The sequence below is a fragment of the Anoxybacillus sp. FSL W8-1294 genome, from assembly GCF_037965005.1.
Classification (GTDB): Bacteria; Bacillota; Bacilli; order Bacillales; family Anoxybacillaceae; genus Anoxybacillus; species Anoxybacillus flavithermus_G.
This window is the reverse complement of the sequence record NZ_CP150179.1, coordinates 1,573,050-1,586,981: the sequence shown is the minus strand read 5'-3', so window position 1 is coordinate 1,586,981 and position 13,932 is coordinate 1,573,050. Positions and strand designations below refer to the sequence as shown.

Genomic DNA, 13,932 nt, shown 5'->3' with positions numbered 1-13,932 from the left:
ACAAACGAGAACCGGCTAGTGTACAAAGAAAAAGACATACTAGTGCTTTGATCGATTTTTAGGAAGCATGAACATCTTCTTCACTCCTTTATCTTTTTTTATTATATCTCATCAATGGCTTTTTAGGGATAAACGATCATAAAAAACCCCTGTTGCTTATTGTCGTTGTTTTCCATAGAATGATAGAGTCAAACTATTACAGATAGGTGAATACATTTCATGAAACGATTATTTGCACACTATATGTGACGCTCATTTCTTTGTTTGGGTGTGCATTATTTCTATACGTATGGCCATTTTCTAGTGTGCATGTGAAAGAGCAGTGGTTGTTGTTATTGTTGTTTGCTAGCTCGGCAGTTTTGTTAAGTAGGTATGTGATATATTTACCACCTAATGGGAATGCTTTCACTTTAGAGTCTTCCGTTTGCCTGTCTCTACTTTTTATTTATAGTTTGCATTTTATGACAACGAAACCGTTAGGGACAGGCTTAGGGTTAACGATTGTCAAACGAATTGTTGAAAACCATGGCGGAACTATTGCGCTTTATGACAGTTCGGAAAAAGGCACGACGTTTGTCATCAGCTTGCCGATTGGGCGAAAAGAAGAATAGAAAAAGGTGTCCGTTACGGGCACCTTTTTCTATCCATTTTTTATCTCCATATAAAAAGCGGTTAAAAATTTTTTTACGTTAATGCGACATTTTGTTGCTTTTTCCCCAGCTTCTAACTCTTGCATGCGCAGGCGAATTTCTTCAAAGTCAAACAAGCGTGGAGCGAAATGTTCAAATGTCGGGTTTGTGTAGTCAGCTAATCCGAGCGATGATAAATGTGTAAACGCTTGTAACACCATGCGGCGAATGCGTTGTTCCATGGCACGTATTTCTTTTTGAACTAATGGTTCCTCTTTATATACCCGCTGCAATGTTTGGGCATATAGCTCTTTTAATGGTGGCAAGTCATGAATGGATCTCCCTTGCTGTTCTTGCTCAAAAAGCCAACGTATAATAGCTAATAAGTCGGCTGTTCCTGCTTCGCCAGCGATGCCTAAAACGAGAAGAAGCTGTCGGGCTTTTTGTTCGAGCGTTGGTTCATGATTGGTGGCTGTTGGTTGCTTTGTATTTTCTAACGTTTGCACGAGACGACGAATCGAGTCAAGCGATGAAGCAACAGAAAGGTAATCGGCGACCCGTTTTAAAACGGAGACGACTTCGTAACGATTAATCGGTTTATGAATGTATGTATCGATGCCGTGAAGATACGCTTGGCCAATCATTTCTTTATTTTCTACTTGAGAAATCATAACAAATGGACCGGTAAACCCTTGAGCACGCAACTTTTTGATCGTTTGAATGCCGTCAAGCCCTGGCATAAGCAAATCGATCAGCACAACGTCAACACCATATAGCTGATCGATCGATACGTGCAGCCCGTCTTCGGCTTGTCCAACGACTTCCCCAAGCCCGCTTTCATGAATGATTTTTTCTAACATTTTTCTTACAACTGCGTCATCTTCAATGAGAAAAAAGCGCATGGCATCCTCCCCTTATCATAGTTGTTTGCTAGGAATGTTGACTTGAAACTGTGTCCGACCGTTCTCATCGGTTGTTAATGTGATTTTTCCGTTGAAACTATGAACAATTTCTTTTGCGTGCGTCAGCCCAATGCCAGTGGACGGGTTGCCGTGTTCATCGTATTTTGTCGTAAAGCCGAGCTGAAACACCCAATCCCGTTCGTCTTCTGGGATTCCGAGACCGGAATCAGTAACAATAAAGACGATATCCTCGCCATCAAGTTCAGCGCGAAGATCAATCCATCCTGATGACGGAATCGCTTCTACCGCATTGGCAACTAAATTATTTAAGACGGAAAGAAGAGCGTAAACGTGCCGCGTCGATAAGTCGAGATCGCACGTCCATTGAAAAATAATTTCTTTTTTCAACAATTCCGCGTATTTTTTATTCGCACGAACGACCATGCCGCAAAGTTCAGAGATTGATAAGTATAAATCTCGCCGTTCTTGGTTAATTAATTCTGATAGACCAGCTAAAATGCGCTGCGAATCTTTTTTTACTTCGTGGACATGTTCGGCGATATAGAGCGCCATACTTGGCTCAATCGTTTGACCGTCTATTAACCTTGTATATAGCTCATAGCTTTTGCGTGTAATGTCTTCCATATGGCTCATTGACTTACGTAAGTAAAATGCTTCTTCATAGAGGCTGGCGTTCATCATGACAAGCCGTTCAATCTCTTGTCGTCGCGCTTCTCCTAACGTTTGCATTTGCTGAATCATTAATATGTTATATAGTCCGACAACACAAAAACTTCGTAAAATTCCGAATAAAATAAGCATAAAAAACGTTTCATGCGTCATGGCGATCGTTTCGCCTGTTAGATGGCGAACAAACAGCTCAACGATATTTGAAGCGAAATCAATGCTTGCGCCAAGCAACGCCACATAAATGGGAAGCTCCATATAATTACGGAGACGAAGCACATGAACAAATAGGGAAAAAGCGACATAATAGCACGCAGCCGGCAGATGAGAAAGCAGGCTGTCGCTCCAAGAGACGTCTTTCATTAGTAGGTCAATGCTTGTACGAAACAAGGAAATAAAAAGCCCTGTCAACACACCCGTCCATATAACCGGCACTGTTCGAAACCAAATAAGCCCGAAAAAGAAAACGGCGCTTCCAAGTGAAAAGCGAAACGAACTCTCAAACGGATTTACTTTCATTTCTCCGAAGAAAGCGGTAGCGATGATAAGAAGGAAGATTGGTAGCATTCGTTCGCGCATAGGTGATCTCCCATGTTTTTCATTTATTTTTATCGTATCAGCCGTTGGATGTTCTTGTAAAGATTGTTTTTATTGGAGTTTTTTAAACAAAAATACTAAAAACCTGAATCCGTGATGGATTGACATCGACTTTGACTTTTTTGCTGGTTTTATGGATGTGTGATCCACCATTCCCTTTTTATGTTTAAAACAGATGTCATCTTCACTCTCAGAAATGAAATAAATATCTTTTTTAGGTATATAAACCAAAGAAAAAACAAAAAAGGACAGAGGGTTAGGATGAGTACAGAATTGCGAACAATCATTCGTTATGCTCCTTCTCTCCATTTTATGTAAATGTTCAGAAGGGGCTCGCTATAGCCACTCCTTCGCGTCAGTTTCATCCAGATCTGTCGTGATCGGCGGACGAGTCGACCTGCCATCGTGATCACCGTCTGAATGATCGTCTTGATGCGGCGGCGTTTCACTTTATGATGTAATGGATGTCTCGGATCGCTTAATAGATCTTGTCCAATCAGACGAAGAAGGTTGTACACGAATGCTCCCATGACTAACACGAGCGCATTCGTTTTCATCTTCCCTGATGGAAGTCGCTCTAAATCTAAGTCGCTTTTCAGTTCGCTATGAAACTGTTCGCATGTCGCATGATCGTGATACAATGCGAGCACATCACTCATTCGAACATGCTCGTATCCTTCGAGGCGCACCCAGTAGCTTTCGACTTCGTAATTAGGAACGAGCATCAGCTGTCCATTTCGTTCCATCGTTCGTTCCGTCACTTGGGTGACTTGAACGTACGTATACGTGTGTCCATCAATTGCTGCGGTCTGTGGAAGGCATAACTCATACGTTTGTACTCCTTCGGTTTGTCCATCATCGATGCGTCTGCCCTTTTGCGAAGCGATCTGGAACCAAAGCGCTTTCGATTCTCGGCGTAAGTTTCGCTTGATGACAAAGTCCACGTCTTCCTTTAGACATACGTGCACATTCGCTTCCGCATCGTTTCCTGCATCCATGCGGACAAGCAGACGAGACGAGGTCAGCGGACGAGCTCGACGGATGGCGGTAGTTAAAAACGAAGGCATGTTGTCTTGTACATGTTGTTTCCCTGGACGCAGCTCGGCATGAACGATATACCCTTCCTTCCCTGCGTACGCAAACAACGGCGTAAAACCGTCAAATCCTTTATACGTTCGACTCACTCCTTCTTTCTTCGTATCGGAGTTGTCAAATGGGGAAGCATCTATATCAAGGGGAAGCCATGTCGTTTTCCCTTTCGCCCAACAAGGGGACAAGGTAGCGTGTTGTCGAACCAACAGACGCATCGATTCCTCCCAAATGATGGTTTCGGTCATCGGAAGACAAGCGAGCTGATCGAGACGCTGTCGCAACGTTGGGGAGGAAGGTACGTGCCGAATGCCCATTGATGTCGAAAAGATATCGTCCTGACGATACGCTTCGATATGATCAAAATCCGTTTTTCCTGTGGCAAGCAAGCCGATCATCGAGCGAATGACGTCGCTATGGGAAATGTGCACATCTCGACGAACCGTTGGGAGCCGAAGGGCGTTTACTCGTTTATCCAGCTTCGTTTGGTGCAGTAAGTAGCCCACGAGAGCAAGCCCAGCACTTGGAGTAATCGCTTCATCTGTCAATACAAACCGAATCGGGAAATCTTTCATCACATTCACCTACTTGATGAAGAGTCGTCAACGTCGTTTTCCCTTATCGTATCAACGGTTTGCGACCATTGTAAAGATGTTTTGTCACGGATTCAGGTCTAAAGTGTATGCTGGATTTAAATGGGCTATCACCGCTGGGACAATAGATGAAAGGCATGTTCAGTACGTTGAATCCAAAAGCAAAAGCTTAAGTAAATTCTTTGAACCGAATGGTGAAGGGGCATTTTTAAAAGATCCTGTGACTGGGAACAAAATCGATTTCTTGCATATGGCTGCAACATTAGATGGAATATTATCAGTGTCTCCGATTCCTGATGACTTATCTGGATGGGCTGGGGATTTACAAACTGCAGTCATAGACCTTCAGCGGAATACAAACGATTCGAACGATTTGAAGATTCTTCAGAAAGAAGCTAAAAAGATTATAGGTGGGAATAGTTCGTTTTCTACCTCCGATTTGCTGGCAGATATAGACGCTGTGAATATTGCAAATATGATAAGAGAAAATTCTAAACTACATTTGTCCGACGCCATTGAAAAATATTATTCAAAATCTGGGGAAGTGAATAGACGGTTTAGTGAATTTATTGAATCGTTTGGAGGCAAAAAAGAGTTCAAAGAAGCTGTCAATAGTGTTAATTTAAAAACCGGACCTATTGTAATGGATAGTGGCAAGTTTGAGAAGTATGGAATTCCGACAGATAACCAAGTGAAAGCCATTCGTGAAGCTTTCATTAATCATGTGCTAAATCAAGCATCAAAAGAACAGAAATAGGGTACTTTTTCATTATTTAAATCTAAAGGAAGAGGAATGTCTTTATGAATCCTTTGAAACAAACAGGAAGCAAGACGATTATTTATAGTTCTCTATGTGTATCTGTCATCTTGTTCATTTATGCGATCAGCACGTTAATTACTCATATTTCGCACCTTGGTAGGGCGGAACAAAAGGATTTTTTATTCAGTTTTTTAGAATAACTTTTAAACCAACACCAAAAGCGATGGTATCCTTTTTTTACCATCGTTGGTCGTTCTTTATCCCATTAGACGTAAATGCTCTCGTCCATCCCTAATCCTTGCAGAATCCTTCGCTGCTCGTACGTGAGCGGTTGACCTAACGCGCGTTGAATTCGTCCATCCGGCAGTTCCAACAGGACGACTCTGACATACCAAAACAATTGAAAAATCGCTTGTCCGGTCGGTCGGGTCAGTTTCCGGCCTCCCGCGCCCTTTAATGGGTGTTCCGGGGTGATGAACTGACGCACCCGGCGCTGGAAGACGCGGTAAATCGCCAAGGCCAACAGAAACAAATAGCCCAATACCGCGACCCGTTCCGGTTTTTTTACGTAAATCTCATCCGTAAAGAACGGGTCTTTCAAGAAAGAGAAGTTCATTTCCACCGAGATTTGGCCTTTATACAACTTCAAGATCTCTTTCGCATCCATCGGTTGACCTTTCCATTCCTCCGGAACTGTCGTGACAAGGACAAACCGGGACGCTTTCCGTCTCGCCTGTTCCCACGCATCTTGGTCGAATTCCACGTTCAAGCGAAGGGCGTACAGCGTTTCCATGTCCGGTTCCGCCCCTTTTTTCGGACGTCCGCGCCGTTTTTTCGGACGCACGATCGCTTCGACCGACGCCTCGACGCGATGGAACCGGAGACGAAGGGACGCCTTTAGAGACGCTAGGGCTTGTTCGGCGTCTTCCCGGCACGAAAACAGACGGCTTTCCCACTGGGTTTGTTTCTGCCGAAGAAGCTCTGCTTCTTGGTTTCGCTCTTTTTCGAGCGTCTTTCCTTTTCGTTGGTCGAGCGCGCTGGATTCAACGACGATCAACCGGACCGAATGACCTTCGTACGTCGATGTCGTTTCCCACACCCGGTAGGTGGCTCCGTTTTTCTCCGCTAAGGAAAACGGATCGCTCCACGGCGTGTCTTGGGCATCAGCTTTAGCCAGCGCGGTTTTGACGATCCGGAGCGAAGAAGGGCCTCTTGTGATCAAAAAGGCTTTGGCGGCCTTCGTTTGCGCCAGTGTGTCTTTCGTCATGGCGGCAGAATCGGCAACATAAATCCATTCATCTTCGATCTTCGCCTGCTTCAGCTGTTTCTGCACACGGGACAACACCTCGGGATTCCACGTCTTATCCGGCAGGTTGCCGTCGTGTACATCGCCATAAAACGGGATGCCATCCTCGTTGCCAATCAGCCCAAATCCGATCTGCTTTTGCCAACGATGATGCCGGTTGTAGCCATGCGTAATCTGCAAGGCATCCGGCGAGGCCGATTCATACGCGCCATAAACGGTCTTGTCCGTCGTATCGGCGTGGAAGACGCGAAGAGAGAGGCCTTCTTTCTTGTAGATCTGCACGAGGCAAGACGAAAGGACTTGATGGATATTCGCCTCATACAGGCGATCCAAATGACGCGCGATGGCATCGTCGTTGAACCAAGACGGCTCCAGCCCTGGCCGAATCAGCTTCGGCAAATCGATGTCATGCGCCCATTGTTCCAAATGAACGAGCGCTTGCCGGCCGCTCAAGATATCCAGAACGATTAGTTTGACGATATCGCTGGCTCGAGTTTGGCATTGCGGATCCACGGGAACGAGACGATCAATCAACTGAGGAAGGTCAAGATCTTTGAACAGGGCGCTTATTATATTCAAATAAGAACTTTCATAAATGGCCCGAATTTGAACGTCCATGATGAGCAAACTCCTTTGCTTTCCTTGTATTCCAAGGTTTTATTCGACAGGAAGATAAAAAAATCCTCCCGATTTTTGTCGAGAGGGTGCGAAATGTGAGTTAATTATTGGGCCAAATATAATGAATACTTGGTTTGCTACTATATCTAGAGGTTTGGTTGCAATTATGTTTGGAGCAGTTTTTCTTAAGAAAACAAAAGGGGAAATGGATAAAAAAATTCGTTTTTTTAGAGTGTTTATTTGGACATGCACTTCTTTCATCATTTTATGCATCTTATTTGTCGTATTCCTGTATTTAGTTTTTTAACGTTTCGTCGGTATTAAACGGAATACCTAGTGATAATTAGGCAAATGCCATTCGCGAAGCTTTCATTAATTACATTGAGGAACTTCTAAAAAAGAGAAAAAATGAATTTTTGGAACTGAAAAGGTGAGATCATGTGGAGATTAGGAACGGATGAGGGTTTAAATAAAGCTATGATATATGTTACTTTGGCTTTGTCCTTAATTTTTTTAGCTATGCCATAGTCACCTTTATCGTCAATAATTATTCTGAACGAACAATGTTACTTGCGATATTCAAAGGAGGCATAGGCGCTTTTTTTGGTTATTTCTTTCTGAGGATAACAAAAAATAAATTAGGAAAACAATTACGAATTTTTCGAGTAGTAATTTGGATGTTTACTATTCTCACTACTCTGTACTTTTTGTTTGTTATATACCTGTATATTGTTTTTTGACATGTTATTTGTCTGAAAAAATACAAGTCTCATCGCTTCCAAAATTTTTTGTATATTTAAGGAAGTGATGAGACTTTTTATGTTTTTATATATGCTTATGTTCCAGTCTTCGCGAAACGAGCGAAAGGGAGTAGTTGATGACAAAATACATGACGGCAACTAATAAGAAAATCGGAATGACGTAATTGACGTTTTGCCCGTTAATAATTTGTGCATGATTCATTAATTCCGGAAGAGCAATGACGACAGCAAGCGATGTATCTTTCAAAAGCGAAATAAACTGCCCGACAATTGGTGGAACCATGCGGCGTAACGCCTGCGGCAAAATGATATGCCACAACGTTTGCGTGTAAGTGAGCCCTGATGAACGTGCCGCTTCGATTTGTCCTTTTTCAATTGAATTGAGTCCGCTGCGGACAATTTCCGACAGCATCGCCGATTCAAAAATGACAAGCGCTAAAATAGCTGCATAAAACTTATCCAGTTTGAATCCGACTTCCGGAAGGGCAAAATACGTAAAGAAAATAATTAATAAAAGCGGTAAGTTCCGAATCGTTTCCACCCCGACAGCAAGCAGGGGAGAGATGAAAGGAATGCGGCTGTAGCGCAACACACCGATGACGATGCCGATTAAAAAACTAAAGAAAATCGAGAGAAAGGCAACTTCTAGTGTAACAACAAATCCCTCTAATAAAAATTTCAAATGTGCAGGAGAATATGCACCAACAAAATCCATCTCTCACTTCACCTCGACTTTATCGACTTTTTGCTAGGCGGCGTTCTAACGCACCGACCCCTAAGCTTAATGGGATCGTTAAAAGTAAATAAAACAACGCAACGAAAATATATACATCGAACGTGACAAACGTTTCGGAAGAAATTAAGTCGCCGAAATACATTAAATCAAGTCCAGCGATGACTCCGAGAACCGATGAGTTTTTCACAAGGTTAATAAACTGGTTGCCCATTGGTGGTATGACAATTTTTACAGCTTGTGGCAAAATGATATACCACATCGCCTGTACATACGTCAGACCCGATGATCTAGCTGCTTCCATTTGCCCTTTCGGAACGGAAAGAATGCCAGCGCGAATGACTTCAGCAATAAATGCAGCCGTATAAACGGTTAGTCCTAACGTACCTGCGGTGAATGAATCAAAGCGAATGCCGATGGCAGGCAAACCGACAAAAAAGACAAAGACAATTAAAATGAGCGGGATGTTGCGAATAAATTCAACATAAGCAGCCCCAATCCAGTTTAATGGGCGAATGGGAGCGATACGAAAGATTGCCATGATTGTCCCAATGACCAAACTGCCGATTAATGCAAGTACACTAGCTTTTAACGTGTTGGCAAATCCTTGCATATACATATCGAAATGTTCTATAAGAATCGAATAGTCGAGCATCTTGTTGCCTCCTTTCCAATTAACAAGAGATGAGCGGATAGTTTCCGCTCATCGTCATGTCATTATTGTTTTGGCTTTTCGCCAATCCATTTTTCGTAAATTTTATCGTATTCGCCGTTTGCCTTAATTTCTTTTAAATATTCGTTAATCACTTCTAGTAATTCTTTATCGCCTTTGCGAACCGCAATTCCATATGGTTCTTCAGAGAACGTTTCATCAACGACGCGGAAGTTTGGATCTTGTTTTGCCATTCCGAACAATAACGCATTGTCTGTCGTGAGTGCATCGCCTTGTCCAGCTTTCAATGCGGTAAATGCTTCCGCGTAGTTTTCAAACTCTAACACCGTTGCTTTTGGTGCTTTTGCTCGAATGTTTTGTGCGGAAGTCGAGCCTTTTGCCGTTAATACTGTCACGCCTTCTTTATTCACATCAGCAATTCCGTTAATGTTGCTATCTTTTTTGACGAGTAGCGATTGGCCAGCCATGAAGTAGACGTCTGAGAAATCAACTTCTTTTTTTCGTTCTTCTGTAATTGTCATTGTTGCGATAATCGCATCGATTTCACCGTTGTTTAACATTGGAATACGCGTTTTTGACGTGACTTCTTTTAGCTCAATTTTGTTTTCATCGCCAAGAATTTTTTTCGCTAATCCTTTCGCGATGTCGATATCAAATCCTTCTACTTCACCAGTTTCCGGGTTTTTCAACCCGAAAAGGTTGAGGTCGTATTTGACGCCGACGACTAATTTGCCGCGTTCTTTAATTTTGTCTAACGTCGTTTCTGCTGCTTGTTCTTTTTTGTTATCGGTTTTGTTTTCTGTCGTTGTTTCACTATTACAGCCGACTAACGCAGTAGCGCTAAGCATAGCGACAAGCCCAAACCCAATCATTTTTTTCCAAACAGTTTTGAACATGAAAAATTTCCCCCTTATTCATTAATGATTCAAAATCCGGCTGAGAAACAGGCGCGCCCGTTCTTCGCGCGGATTAGCAAAAAACTGTTCCGGCGGTGCTTCTTCTAAAATTCTCCCTTGGTCCATAAAGACGATGCGGTCAGCGACTTCCCGCGCAAACCCCATCTCGTGCGTGACGACGACCATCGTCATTCCTTCTTTTGCAAGTGTTTTCATGACATCGAGCACTTCACCAATTGTCTCAGGGTCAAGCGCAGAAGTCGGTTCGTCAAATAGCATAATTTTCGGTTTCATCGCTAGTCCTCTAGCGATGGCGACGCGCTGTTGTTGACCACCAGACAATGCTGTCGGATAGGCGTTCGCCTTATCAGGAATGCCGACTTTTTCTAAATAGTACATCGCAGTTTCTTTTGCTTCTTTTTCAGGCACACCGAGCACTTTCATCGGTGCAAGCGTAATGTTTTGTAAGACAGTTTTGTGCGGATATAAATTAAAATGTTGAAAAACCATACCGATGTTGCGGCGCAGTTTATTAATATCGGTGTTTTTATCGTTCACTTTCACGCCATCAACGATGAGTTCACCGCTTGTGATCGTTTCAAGGCGATTAATACAACGGACTAACGTACTTTTTCCAGAACCAGACGGGCCAATAATGACGACAACTTCGCCTTGTTTGATAGTAAGATTAATATCTTTTAAGACGTGAAAGTCCCCATAATGCTTGTTCACTTGATGGAAGTAAATCAACATGTTCCCCCCCCTTTCTTTTTTTGAAAAATTTTGAATTGAATGTGAAGTTAAACTGTGATTAAGTGTAAAATCAAACTACGAAAAACGACAGAAACTAACAGAAACATTTAAAAAATTTTTATTTTTCTGTATTTATTTTGAAAACAAAATATTCGGACGTTTAATTTGAAAACATTTGTGATGTTTGTTAAATCGTTATAAAATTCAACTATCTGCAATTAAAAGATTGATAAACATATACAATGGTATGGTAAACATTATGCTGATAAAATAAAGCGAGTGAACATGTTAGATTTTACAGAAGATCAGCGTTTTAAAGAAATATACATGAAAGAACAATTGCCATGTATATTTTTAAATCGTGAAACAAATACATGCTTTGTTTATGAAGTAAGACCAATGCCATGTCGTACGTATTTAAACTACTGTTCCCCAAACGTATGCGCCGAATCTTATATGCCTGATGAACCGTTTAGTTATGAATTTTTATATGAGTTTTATATATATAAGTTGCAATTTTGTTTTACATGGCATTGTTCGCTCTTCTTGTCACCGTGCCAGCTTGTCAGGTGATAAAGACGGGACATGGAGATCGGAAATTCTTTATTACAACCTATATAGAAGCGCTTCATGATTTTATTCAAGCGCTCGTTTATGAAGGAGAAGATGTTGGCATCGACTATCCAGACGATTTGTTTGCCATGGACTATTTGTTTCGTTTTTTTATTTAAATGAGTTGCTCGTATATTTCATTTAAATGATGGACGCGAACATCGTCTTGTTCTTCTTTTGCATATTTCATTTCTTGGAGCAACATGCGATCTAAAAATACTGCTTCTTTTGTGATAAATCACGGACGAATTGTTCTTCATTTTTGTACGGTTTACTTATTAATTTTTTGTATAAATGAATGGCTACCGCGTGATGACGGTCAGCATAGTTTGCTAATATTTCGCGTAAATACGCTAACGTTTGATTCAACCGCACCACCTCCTTAAACAGTAGGGTAGGCGGTTTCGCAATGAAATATGTGTGCTATGTAAAAATCTCTTGTAAAATAGGGTCTTCATCAAGGAGCCGAATGGCCCGTTTTCGATATTGTTCATCGTGAATGTACGTATAACGATTTGGCTTGATCGTTGGTGCAATGTTGATGGCTTGGCGATACTCTTCCTTATTTAATTGTAATGTTTTGACGTAATCGAAAAATCCAGTACGTGTAAACACTTTTGTGATGCGTTCAGCCCGATGTTGTTGAACATGTGCCATGATATATGTGGCGATTCCTACTTGAATGCCATGCATGTGTGGCGACGGGCTGATTTTGTCAAGTGCATGGGAGATTAGGTGTTCAGATCCGCTAATCGGTGCACTATTTCCGCTAATCACAGTAGAAATGCCGCCCATTGTTAACGAACTAATTAATTCTTTTAGAAAAATAGGATGTTTAATATTTTGCATTGGTGTACGGATAAAGCTGTTGACTGCTTTTTTGCTAATCATCGCAGCAAAAGCGTTTACCCGACTGACGCCGTGATTTTGTTCAAATTCCCAGTCATATAACGCCGTAATATTCGACATTAAATCACCGATGCCCGCTAAAATAAATCGTTCAGGAGCTTGCTGAATGATATTTAAGTCAGCTAAAATGCCAAATGGTACTTTGGAAGGAACGGTTGTTTTTTTACCATTGACAAGTAACGAGCAGTTTGTGCTTGCAAAACCGTCATTTGACGCAGATGTTGGTATGCTAAGAAACGGCACTAAATCATGAACCTGTCACATACGTAAGCAAAATAGATGAATTAAAAGAGATCGAACTAGAAGATCGGGTCGTCATCAATGGATATGGTGTCCCATGGATCACAGCGTGTCGAGAATATTTCGGGGATAGGGGGTACTTTCAGCTCGATCGGTTCCATGTGGCGAGAGAGATTCGGCAATTGTTCCGAGGTCATGCGAGATATCGGTGATTCGAAAAAAATTCGCATCATGGGATGAAGAGGGGGTGTTGTGAGAACTCGCAAGTGCCATCGGTACGCTAGAACATGAGGGGAAGGAAAAGCAACTCGAGGCGCTTGTTCGTCGAATCGAGGAGATGCCAGGGTGTTTGCGTGACTATCGCATATGGCTGCAGGAAAAAGGGATCGATGCAACGAATATGGGAGCGATGGGCAGTGCAGGGGGGACGATGCATATGTTTGCGAAACGAAGCAAAAACGGTCGAAGTTGGAAGGACGCAGGGATTGAAGCGATGTTACGAGCGATCGTCGCGATAAAAGATACGTTACTTATTCGGACACGCCATGGAGTGGTATGTTGCGTGGAAGAACGAGAAGAAACGAAACGCGAAGCGAGCGTGAAAGCGTTTCATCTCGAATGAAGGAAGTGATTCGAGACAATATTCCGTATTTCCGTCAGTCTTCAGGAACGCCGATTTACGAGGCCCTGCAAGCACTAAAAGGTTTTTAAAACGAGAGAAAACGCACATACCTACAGGATGAGAGTAAGTAAAAGCACTCACATGAAACAAGTTCATAAAACCATATATAAGCAAAAAGTCGGTCGAGAAAAAAATCTCCCACAAAGTCTTGACTCAAACACATCATAGATAAGAGAAGAAAAAATATTCCTCTTATGATATGGACGATGCGGCTAAATGCTTACCTTTTTTGGTTAAAAATCTATAAATTTTCATTAAAAGTATTGTTTTCTTTTTTTTTTTTGTTATAATTGTGCATGTAATAGTTTTAATTTTTTGATAATTTTAAAAGTAAAAGAGAGGAGGTGAAATGTATGTATAGTGAGGAATCTTTACAAGAAGTGAGACATCAGAAAGTTAACACGAAGTATGAGTATTCACAGAAGCAAACAAATATGTTTGGAGTGGGAGCTCTATCTTCAAGCTATGTTATGGATACAGTTCGACATGGGG

General features: G+C 41.9%; 15 protein-coding genes and 2 pseudogenes. 7 read left to right on the top strand and 10 right to left on the bottom strand.

Going from position 1 to position 13,932, the window contains the following annotated elements:
- The first annotated feature begins 206 nt into the window (after window positions 1–206).
- On the top strand, window positions 207–611 hold the full coding sequence (locus tag NSQ23_RS08485; protein WP_339170155.1) for an ATP-binding protein: 405 nt from the start codon (window positions 207–209) through the stop codon (window positions 609–611).
- Window positions 612–640: 29 nt separating this feature from the next.
- On the opposite strand, the gene NSQ23_RS08480 is transcribed toward NSQ23_RS08485, so the two are convergent.
- From NSQ23_RS08480 to NSQ23_RS08470, 3 genes are all read right to left on the bottom strand, one after another.
- Window positions 641–1,531, bottom strand: coding sequence for a response regulator (locus NSQ23_RS08480; protein WP_004890771.1), 891 nt, complete (start codon window positions 1,529–1,531; stop codon window positions 641–643).
- Window positions 1,532–1,546: 15 nt separating this feature from the next.
- The gene (locus NSQ23_RS08475; RefSeq protein ID WP_339170151.1) at window positions 1,547–2,797 is read right to left on the bottom strand and encodes a sensor histidine kinase; all 1,251 of its coding nucleotides are present in this window, start codon (window positions 2,795–2,797) and stop codon (window positions 1,547–1,549) included.
- Window positions 2,798–3,105: 308 nt separating this feature from the next.
- Window positions 3,106–4,479, bottom strand: a complete 1,374-nt coding sequence (locus NSQ23_RS08470; RefSeq protein ID WP_339174355.1) for an IS1380 family transposase — start codon at window positions 4,477–4,479, stop codon at window positions 3,106–3,108.
- Window positions 4,480–4,495: 16 nt separating this feature from the next.
- Between NSQ23_RS08470 and NSQ23_RS08465 the strand changes: the two genes are divergently transcribed.
- A complete protein-coding gene (locus NSQ23_RS08465; protein ID WP_339170148.1) occupies window positions 4,496–5,254 on the top strand; it encodes a hypothetical protein in 759 nt (252 codons plus the stop codon).
- Between the two features lie 44 nt (window positions 5,255–5,298).
- Window positions 5,299–5,457 carry a hypothetical protein gene (locus NSQ23_RS08460; RefSeq protein WP_339170146.1) on the top strand — a complete coding sequence of 53 codons (159 nt, stop codon included), beginning with the start codon at window positions 5,299–5,301 and terminating at the stop codon, window positions 5,455–5,457.
- 65 nt (window positions 5,458–5,522) lie between these two features.
- On the opposite strand, the gene NSQ23_RS08455 is transcribed toward NSQ23_RS08460, so the two are convergent.
- The 5 genes from NSQ23_RS08455 to NSQ23_RS08435 all read right to left on the bottom strand — a co-directional run bounded on the left by NSQ23_RS08455 (window position 5,523) and on the right by NSQ23_RS08435 (window position 10,994).
- Window positions 5,523–7,181: an IS1634 family transposase gene (locus tag NSQ23_RS08455; protein ID WP_339170145.1), complete on the bottom strand. Its 1,659-nt coding sequence runs from the start codon at window positions 7,179–7,181 to the stop codon at window positions 5,523–5,525.
- An 825-nt stretch (window positions 7,182–8,006) separates the two neighbouring features.
- A complete protein-coding gene (locus tag NSQ23_RS08450) occupies window positions 8,007–8,657 on the bottom strand; it encodes an amino acid ABC transporter permease (protein ID WP_339170142.1) in 651 nt (216 codons plus the stop codon).
- A gap of 19 nt (window positions 8,658–8,676) precedes the next feature.
- Window positions 8,677–9,330, bottom strand: a complete 654-nt coding sequence (locus NSQ23_RS08445; RefSeq protein WP_004890757.1) for an amino acid ABC transporter permease — start codon at window positions 9,328–9,330, stop codon at window positions 8,677–8,679.
- Between the two features lie 62 nt (window positions 9,331–9,392).
- Window positions 9,393–10,244 carry a glutamate ABC transporter substrate-binding protein gene (locus NSQ23_RS08440; protein ID WP_004890754.1) on the bottom strand — a complete coding sequence of 284 codons (852 nt, stop codon included), beginning with the start codon at window positions 10,242–10,244 and terminating at the stop codon, window positions 9,393–9,395.
- Window positions 10,245–10,265: 21 nt separating this feature from the next.
- Window positions 10,266–10,994, bottom strand: a complete 729-nt coding sequence (locus NSQ23_RS08435) for an amino acid ABC transporter ATP-binding protein (protein WP_064214056.1) — start codon at window positions 10,992–10,994, stop codon at window positions 10,266–10,268.
- Between the two features lie 228 nt (window positions 10,995–11,222).
- Between NSQ23_RS08435 and NSQ23_RS08430 the strand changes: the two genes are divergently transcribed.
- Window positions 11,223–11,570, top strand: a complete 348-nt coding sequence (locus NSQ23_RS08430; RefSeq protein ID WP_339174353.1) for a YkgJ family cysteine cluster protein — start codon at window positions 11,223–11,225, stop codon at window positions 11,568–11,570.
- Window positions 11,525–11,728: a hypothetical protein gene (locus NSQ23_RS08425; protein ID WP_004890748.1), complete on the top strand. Its 204-nt coding sequence runs from the start codon at window positions 11,525–11,527 to the stop codon at window positions 11,726–11,728. Before NSQ23_RS08430 ends, NSQ23_RS08425 begins: the two co-directional genes overlap by 46 nt.
- Here NSQ23_RS08425 and NSQ23_RS08420 read toward each other — a convergent pair.
- Window positions 11,725–11,978 (bottom strand): annotated as a pseudogene (locus NSQ23_RS08420) (sigma-G-dependent sporulation-specific acid-soluble spore protein CsgA). The gene NSQ23_RS08425 and the pseudogene NSQ23_RS08420 overlap by 4 nt on opposite strands.
- A gap of 54 nt (window positions 11,979–12,032) precedes the next feature.
- A pseudogene (locus NSQ23_RS08415) lies at window positions 12,033–12,761 on the bottom strand (iron-containing alcohol dehydrogenase family protein); the annotation flags it as partial.
- 32 nt (window positions 12,762–12,793) lie between these two features.
- On the opposite strand from NSQ23_RS08415, the gene NSQ23_RS08410 reads away from it, so the two are divergent.
- Both NSQ23_RS08410 and NSQ23_RS08405 read left to right on the top strand, forming a co-directional pair.
- Window positions 12,794–12,970, top strand: a complete 177-nt coding sequence (locus NSQ23_RS08410) for a UPF0236 family protein (RefSeq protein WP_329403927.1) — start codon at window positions 12,794–12,796, stop codon at window positions 12,968–12,970.
- A gap of 59 nt (window positions 12,971–13,029) precedes the next feature.
- Window positions 13,030–13,380 carry a UPF0236 family protein gene (locus NSQ23_RS08405; RefSeq protein ID WP_276319113.1) on the top strand — a complete coding sequence of 117 codons (351 nt, stop codon included), beginning with the start codon at window positions 13,030–13,032 and terminating at the stop codon, window positions 13,378–13,380.
- Window positions 13,381–13,932: the final 552 nt, after the last annotated feature.